At 52.4% G+C, this 7,702-nt stretch carries 5 protein-coding genes; 1 reads left to right on the top strand and 4 read right to left on the bottom strand.

Annotation, left to right across the window (positions count from 1 at the left end):
- The 3 genes from Q0294_RS20150 to Q0294_RS20140 form a co-directional block, all read right to left on the bottom strand.
- Positions 1 to 1,155, bottom strand: a 1,155-nt coding sequence (locus Q0294_RS20150) for a DUF1501 domain-containing protein (protein ID WP_299469042.1), incomplete at its 3' end; no start/stop codon positions are given.
- Positions 1,156 to 1,208: 53 nt separating this feature from the next.
- Positions 1,209 to 4,202 (bottom strand): DUF1553 domain-containing protein, encoded by a 2,994-nt coding sequence (locus tag Q0294_RS20145; RefSeq protein ID WP_299469041.1) that lies wholly within the window; start codon positions 4,200 to 4,202, stop codon positions 1,209 to 1,211.
- A 436-nt stretch (positions 4,203 to 4,638) separates the two neighbouring features.
- A complete protein-coding gene (locus Q0294_RS20140) occupies positions 4,639 to 4,896 on the bottom strand; it encodes a hypothetical protein (RefSeq protein WP_299469039.1) in 258 nt (85 codons plus the stop codon).
- A 377-nt stretch (positions 4,897 to 5,273) separates the two neighbouring features.
- Here Q0294_RS20140 and Q0294_RS20135 point away from each other — a divergent pair, with 377 nt between their 5' ends.
- Positions 5,274 to 6,584, top strand: coding sequence for a Gfo/Idh/MocA family oxidoreductase (locus Q0294_RS20135; RefSeq protein WP_299469037.1), 1,311 nt, complete (start codon positions 5,274 to 5,276; stop codon positions 6,582 to 6,584).
- A 124-nt stretch (positions 6,585 to 6,708) separates the two neighbouring features.
- Here the strand turns inward: Q0294_RS20135 and Q0294_RS20130 are convergent, their stop codons facing one another.
- Positions 6,709 to 7,323 (bottom strand): hypothetical protein, encoded by a 615-nt coding sequence (locus tag Q0294_RS20130; protein ID WP_299469035.1) that lies wholly within the window; start codon positions 7,321 to 7,323, stop codon positions 6,709 to 6,711.
- Between the last annotated feature and the right edge of the window lie 379 nt (positions 7,324 to 7,702).

The raw sequence follows: 7,702 nt of genomic DNA, 5'->3' as shown, positions 1-7,702 counted from the left end.
ATCCTTCCCCTGGGCAATCGGCGTGCGACCAAATTCGCCCCCCCAGACAACGAGCGTGTCTTCCAGCAATCCCCGTTGTTTCAAGTCGGCAAGCAGACCGGCAATCGGTTTATCCACCATCTGAGAATTGCGTTCGTGACCGCTCTTTAAGCCGCTGTGCTGGTCCCATCGGTTGTTCCCCAAAGCAACTTCAATATAACGCACGCCCGCTTCCGCGAACCGGCGTGCCATCAGACATTGGCGGCCGAAGTTTTCCGTCGATTTCTCGTTGATCCCGTACAGTTCCTGCGTCTCTTTCGTTTCGGAGTTCAAATCCATCAGCGCGGGGACTTCCGACTGCATCCGGAACGCCAGCTCATACGAATTGATCACGCCTTCGATCTCCTGATCGACCTGGACCTGTTTCAGATGCCGTTCGTTCATCGCCTGTAACAGGCCGAGCTGTTTTCGCTGCTGTGACTCGGAAGAAGCATTGTTCGCCAGAAAACGAATGCGGGCTTCTCTGGCGGCAGTGTCGGCATCACCGATGGCGGTTCCCTGATAGACGGCTGGTAAAAACGCACTTCCAAAATTGCGAACTCCCCCATGCCCGCGCGAAGGGCAAATCGAAATGAAGCCCGGCAAATTATTGTTTTCCGTTCCCAGACCATACACCATCCACGAACCGACCGAAGGCCGCACCAGACTGTCCGACCCGGTATGCAGTTTCATCACTGCCTGCCCGTGCGACTGCCCGTTCGTATGCATCGAATTAATCACGCACAGATCGTCGGCATGTTCGGCTACATTATTAAACAGTTCTGAAATCCAGAGCCCGCTCTCTCCCCGCTGTTTGAATTTCCAGGGAGATTTCATCAGACGCAATTCATCCTGCGATGACTTCTCGATGTTTTTCGCCGGTTTGAAAGGCAGACGCTTGCCGTCTTCTTTTGCCAAACGCGGTTTGTAATCGAAGGTATCAACCTGACTCGGGCCGCCGTGCATGAACAGAAAAATCACCCGCTTGGCCCGCGGCTCGAAGTGGGGCGTTTTTGACAGCAGAGGAGATTGCGACTTCAAAGCCGCTTCGGAACTTAAACCAGCCAGCGCCAGATAACCGAATCCGCAAGCCGATGACTTCAACATTTGCCGACGGGAAAAATTGAGTGGTTCCATAGCTGGTCCATCTTCTTTCAAAGTGAGCACGAACTGATATTAAAAAACGAACCTCAATTCAAAAATCGAAATTCGGTCGAGGCAAATAAAATCTGACAATAAGAGGCCCATGCCTGCAAACGCACGGCTGGTTTATCTGAACCTTCCGTCCCGTTCGCATCCATCAACGATTCAATGTACTTCAGCGCTTCCGCCTGCTCGGCTGCATTCGCATCACGTCCCAGACAAGCCAGATACAGCTGAGATACTTTTTCACCATCATTCTGCTTTTCATCTTTTAAGATCCGTTCAGCCGTCGCCTGAGCCTGCCCGACCACAAACGGACTATTCATCATAAACAGCGCCTGAGCGGGAACCGTCGTCACCGGGCGATTTCCCACCAGCATCTCGGGAGCAGGAAAATCAAAGACCGTCAGTGAGGGGGGCACATTGCCCCGCACGATCGGAAGATACACGCTGCGCCGGAACTCGGCAGGATTCTGCTCCAGCTTTTCATTCTTATTGGGACTGATGGCCTGCTCCGGATAATGCGCGACCGACGAGCCCCCCTGCTTCAAATCAAGTTTGCCGGAAACCGATAACACGGCGTCCCGGATACTTTCCGCAGACAGACGCCGACGATTCATCCGCCAGATCAGATGATTTCCAGGATCCTGTTCGTATTGCACGGCACTGAATTCCGAACTCAACTGATACGTACGACTCAGCATGATTTCCTGAATCAGCGTTTTGACCGACCAGCCTTCTTCCACAAATCGCTGCGCCAGATAATCCAGCAGTTCCGGATGTGTTGGCTGTTCTCCCAGGTGACCAAAGTTGTCAACGCTGCGCACCAGACCGTTTCCGAACAGATGTTTCCAGACCCGATTCACAATCACGCGGCTGGTCAGCGGGTTTTGTGGCTGACTCAACCAGTTCGCCAGTTCCAGACGCCCACTCTGTCGCGGGCTGACCGCTGGCGGCTCCTGAATCGACGCGATCGTCAAAAAACCGCGATCCACTTTATCACCCAGTTGATGAATATTTCCCCGCCGGGCAATCCGATAATCTGCCGGATCGGGCTGCTCGCCCACGGCCAGCGCCATTGGCGCGGCAGGGGGAGCATTCGCTTTTAGCTTCTTAATCTGTGCCGTCAGTGTTTTCACATCTGCTTCCAAAACTTTGATCTTCGCCGCTCGCGCATCTGCTTCCGAATGGGCGCCCGGCTTTTTCGCGGCCAGCACATCACTCGGTTTCGGCAGTTCAAACTGCGGAATGAATTGCACCGCATCCACGACGACATATCCCGAAGTTCCTTTGTTTGAAATCTCAACCGAACCGGCTTTGCCTGCTGCAAATTCAAAACTGCCCAGTGACAACAACATCCCAGCAATGGGGGCCTGTTTCGATTGATCGACGTTTATCGTTTTCGCACCTTGAACCGAATGAATCGTCACGGGCACGCGATCCGCACGTCCTTTACTGCCGGGAAAAGCAAAACGGACTTCATACTTACCGGCGGCGGGCAGATCGGGAGTAAAGCGAATCGACTTTTCCCCCTTGTGTTCGTTCAGATCATGCGTATAACCCACGCCCAGATAATTTTTCGAGAAGATCGAATCTTTCCACTCCCCCGTTTTCACAGCCTGCGTGTCATCAACGACGATACCCGCCAGTTTTTTCAACTGCTTCTGCTGGCTCGTATCCCCATTCAACTGTTTTAATTGATCCGAATCGGCCTGCAGCTTATCTTCCAGCGTTTTCAGGTCGGCCGCATGTTTTTTCAGAGCCGCCGCATGTTCCGGTTTGATCGGCAAAGGACGCGTCATCCAGCCGGAAACGAACTGATTACCCAGTCGATTCCCGTGTACGGTCTCCGTGCTGCGAAAGATCCCGGCCAGCGCGTAATAATCGGTCATCGGAATCGGATCGAATTTATGATCGTGACAGCGGGCACAGCCCAGCGTCATTCCCATAAAAGCGCGGCCGGTGACGTCGATCTGTTCGTCGACCACATCCATCCGCAATTTTTCTTTATCCCGCTCGCTCAGCATTTTCGCGCCCATCACCAGAAAACCGGTGGCGACGATATTCCGCGTGCGTTCCTCATCGTTTTCATAAGGGAGTAAATCGCCGGCAATCTGCTCGCGGACAAACTGATCGTACGGCTTATCTTCATTGAACGCCTGGATCACATAATCCCGATAGCGCCACGCATTGTAAAATGTCAGGTTAATATCCAGGCCGTTCGAATCGGCATAGCGGGCCAGATCGAGCCAGTGACGTCCCCACGTTTCTCCAAACTGTGGCGTAGCCAGCAGCCGATCAATGAGATGTTCATACGCCTGAGGCGATTCATCGTTCAGAAAATTCTGCATCTCTTCGACCGAAGGGGGCAAACCGGTCAGATCAAAATAAGCGCGGCGGACCAGCGTGCGTTTGTCTGCCAGAGAAACGGGCTTCATTCCCGCTTTTTCCTGTTTCGCAAGAATGAAACGATCAATCGGATTCGCAGGCCAGGATTGATTTTGGACATCGGGAATCTGCGTTTTTTTCAAAGGTCGAAACGACCAGAACTCACGCTCTTTATCAAAATCGATTGCCAGCGCAAGCGGTTTCGTCAGAGGACTGCTTTTTGCTGTTCCTTTACGGGGATCAGGCGCGCCCATTTGGATCCACTTGCGAAAATCGGCAATCACCGCAGCCGGAAGTTTTTCATCCGGAGGCATCGCGTAAAATTCGGGATCGTGTTCGATTGCCTGCAGTATCAGACTCTGCTTGAGATTTCCCGGCACGACCGCTTTTCCCGAATCGCCCCCCTGCAAGATGCCTTCGCGCGTATCAACCACAAACGAGGCACTTTCCGGATCAGGTTCCCCTGAATGACATTCATAACAATGCGCGACCAGCACCGGGCGAATTTTATTCTCAAAGAATTCAATTCCCGCCTGCTCGTTTTGAGGAGCTGTTTTTTTTGCCTGAACCTGAGCATCAGCCGACTGACCATTGAACAAATTCAAGGCCGTCATCAGCAGCACCAGGCATGTGGAATACAGAAAAAGTCGCAAGGCAGTTCTCCTTCTCGAAGCTTTTCAGTGAGGAACGCAATCAATACGCTTACGGAAAGCCGACTCTTAAGGTTTGAATCTCAGACCGGGTGGGAATCAAAAACATTGATCAGGCCTGAAGTTCCATCATCGTCCAGTATAATGCATCAACGCCGATCTATGAACTAAATTCACGCAACTTTTATGCAGTTTTAGCCAGTTCCTACTCAGAAAATACCAGACTCGCAGGACAATCGACCACATCCTTTTTTTAACACTCTAAATTAACTCCCGATTTTACGGCTGAAACAGATTAAGTAAACCTGACGCACTGGAACATCCCCTCAGCAGGCTCCTGAATTGTTTCCTTTTTCAGTGAAAAGAAATCTCTTGACAGCATCGCGCCTTCGTCGATGATCCTCTGCAGTTGTGTGTCGCGCGCGTGAGCACTGAGGATTCAGGTGAAGAAACGGAACCAGTCGAAAACCAACATGATAAAAGCCTCTCGTTTCAGCAAGATTTTCTTCCAATATTCGTCATCAAAGTAATGCGTATCGACACACACCCGCCACACAACGCCCCACTGGCAACACATCCCACCACCAGCACAGCACACACCACCACCCCCTCGCCACAATTCATTGACCCAATCCCCCTTGACCACCGCGCGCCTTTCACAAAAATAGTCCACAATGAAGCGGAATTGAGTAACCATCAGAGAAGATCCCCAGGAAAAAAACAATGCAACAGTCTACTCACAAAAACAAACAACACAAAAGTAAGATCTGCATGTCCGCCCGCCGTGTAACTACTCACGTTCCACAACAGACGCAGACACACATTCTACAACAAGCCCACTCCATCCCAGAGATGAAAATCCGGAACTGGTAAATCCACAGGCATCACACAAAATCAACCCGCGTCTCCCCACCCCAAATCCTTTCGTGTTTTTCGTGCCTTTCGTGGTAGCAAAAAAATCCGTGGACTTCATCGAGATTTGTTTTGCCCCCCGCGCCCCGTTTTCTATAATAAAAGTTCGTTGATCTATTCACTCTGCACTCCTCGGCTTTCAAATCACAGGAACAATCAATCATGGATCGCAGAAAATTCTTACAGGGGTCCGCCGTCGGTCTGGCCAGTCTTTCTCTGGAGCAGGTTGCGAAAGCTGCCGCCAGCGAACGTGTGCGTGTCGGCGTGATGGGTGCTGCGGGGCGTGCGTCGGCCTTGAATCAATATTTTGCCGCGAATCCCCATGCAGAAATCGTGACCATCGCCGAGATCGATTCCGCCCGTCTGGGAAATACGGTCGAAACGGTGACCAAACTCCAGGGCAAACAGCCGCAGGTCACGCAGGATTTTCGCAGACTGATCGATGACAACAGCCTCGACGCCATTGTGGTCGGCGCCCCCGATCACTGGCATGCGATCCCGACAATCCTCGCCTGTCAGGCCGGTAAAGACGTCTACGTTGAAAAACCGGACGGCCATAACATCGTCGAAGGCCAGCGCATGGTGGCCGCGATGAAAAAACACAAACGCATCGTGCAGATGGGCTCGCAGCATCGTTCGACCGAACGCCTGAAGTCGGCTCTCGATTACATCCGCAGCGGTGCCCTCGGACGCTGCCTCGTCGCCACGGCCTGGGAAAGTGCGAAGCAGGGGAACATCGGCAACCCGCCCGACAGCACGCCCCCCGACACCGTCGACTACGACATGTGGCTCGGTCCTGCCAAAAAGCGACCGTTCAACAAAAATCGGTTCCACGGACGCTGGCGCTGGTTCCACGATTATGGCACCGGCGATCTCGGCAATGACGGCGTGCATCGCCTCGACATGGCGTTCGCCGCGCTGAATGCCGCTTGCGAAGCACAGGGGGACGAAGCCGTCAGCCTGCCCACAAAAATCTCAGCCACGGGGGGCAAGTGGTATTTCGACGACATGCAGGAATGGCCCGACACGCTGCAGGTCACTTACGAATATCAGAGCAAAACGCCGAAGATCCTCACCTATGAAATGCGGATCTGGGCCCCCTATCCCTATCATGGCGAATCGGAAGGCGCGGTCATCTACGGCGACAAAGCCTGCATGACCATCGGCAACAGCCGCTGGCGCGTCTACGGCGAACGCGGCAAACTCATCAAGGAAGTCAAAGGGGACAGCGACGCCGCTTCGCACGTGCAGAACTTCCTCGACTGCATCAAGACCCGCGAGAAACCGGTCTGCGATCTGGAAACCGTCGGCCATCCCGCATCCATCCTCTGCCACGCCGGCAACATCGCCGCCCGCGTTGGACGCACGCTAACGCTTGATCCACAAACGGAACTCTTCGTGAATGACAAAGAAGCCAACCAGCTCCGCGGCCGCGAAGAATGGCGTGCCCCCTGGGTGCTGCCTGAAGTCTGATTTCCTCAAGATGAAATTAAGGCATCATCGACTATTTTGCTGGCACTGATCCTGTCTCTTCGATTGGAAGAAACGAACATGACCTGTTCGGAATGGTCATAGGCCAGCCCTACCACTTCGTTATCTACTTCTTTCGTCCCCCAGGCCATCGCGATGACTTGAGATATTTCACGCACATCTCGTCCTGGTGTTGCGTCCATTCCTGGCTATCGAATTTCCAACGTTTTTTTGTCGAATCGGTTTCCCGGTACATGAACTCCGAATAGGTTTGCATGAGTGTCACTCCCAGCACAGGCTGACCAGTTTCTAAAAAACAATCGATTGCTTCTTGAACAATTTCATAGTCGTTCTTCTTTCCTCGATACCCCCATTGCAGTTTTCGACGGCTGAGCCAGAGTGGATTCTCGGCGTATGCTTCCGGAGGCGATGTTTGCCTGCCAAGCCACTTGAGTAGTGAAGCGTCAAAACGTCCAAATGAAGGTGGAGAGATAAGTGATTTCAGGGCGAATTCCCTGGCCAGATCCAGGTTTTTGAGTCGCCGATGATGTTTGGCAAGTAGCGACGAAACCAAGGTAAACTCAGGCAGTCGATCAAGTGCCTGCTGCCAGATCTCCAATGCCTTGGGTACATCCTTCGCTTTGATCAACGAAAGTCCCTGATTGTAAAGTACCTCAGGTGAATCCGGATCAAGTTTTTCATCGGGGCTCATGGGCAAATCGTCGCTTTGCGTTTTTTTCATCCAACGCAGGTATCTCTGATACGACGAGAAAAATGGTGCCAATTCAAATGTCTCATGAAACGTGCGGACTACGAGAGGTTGACGTTTTTCTTGCCCGATTGGCCAGTAAAGCCCGACTTCGTCTCCCCCTCCATAGGGATCCATATCCTCCGTTGAATACCCCAGACTTGGTGGAAATACAGTTCCAAAGTCATGGAAATCCGAGAACTCACACCCCTTAGGCCAACGCATCATCATACAACTCCTGTTATGCCGGGTTTTCAAACAGGTAAGACCCTATCCTAGTACTTTTTCAGAGAGATAAGGTCGAATTGATTCCTGCCGTAGCTAGTGGGTGTCCCGAAAGTGGCTTCGTACGGAATTTTACGTGTTAAAGCAT

This window comes from uncultured Gimesia sp. (genome assembly GCF_937919775.1).
Lineage (GTDB): Bacteria > Planctomycetota > Planctomycetia > Planctomycetales > Planctomycetaceae > Gimesia.
Note: the sequence above shows the minus strand (reverse complement) of the source record. Positions and strands in the feature narration are given on the sequence as shown.

Excerpts from the sequence above, each read along its gene's own strand:
- Q0294_RS20130 (WP_299469035.1), bottom strand. The coding sequence starts at position 7,323 with ATGAAAAAAACGCAAAGCGACGATTTGCCCATGAGCCCCGATGAAAAA.
- Q0294_RS20135 (WP_299469037.1), top strand. The coding sequence starts at position 5,274 with ATGGATCGCAGAAAATTCTTACAGGGGTCCGCCGTCGGTCTGGCCAGT.
- Q0294_RS20140 (WP_299469039.1), bottom strand. The coding sequence starts at position 4,896 with ATGGTTACTCAATTCCGCTTCATTGTGGACTATTTTTGTGAAAGGCGC.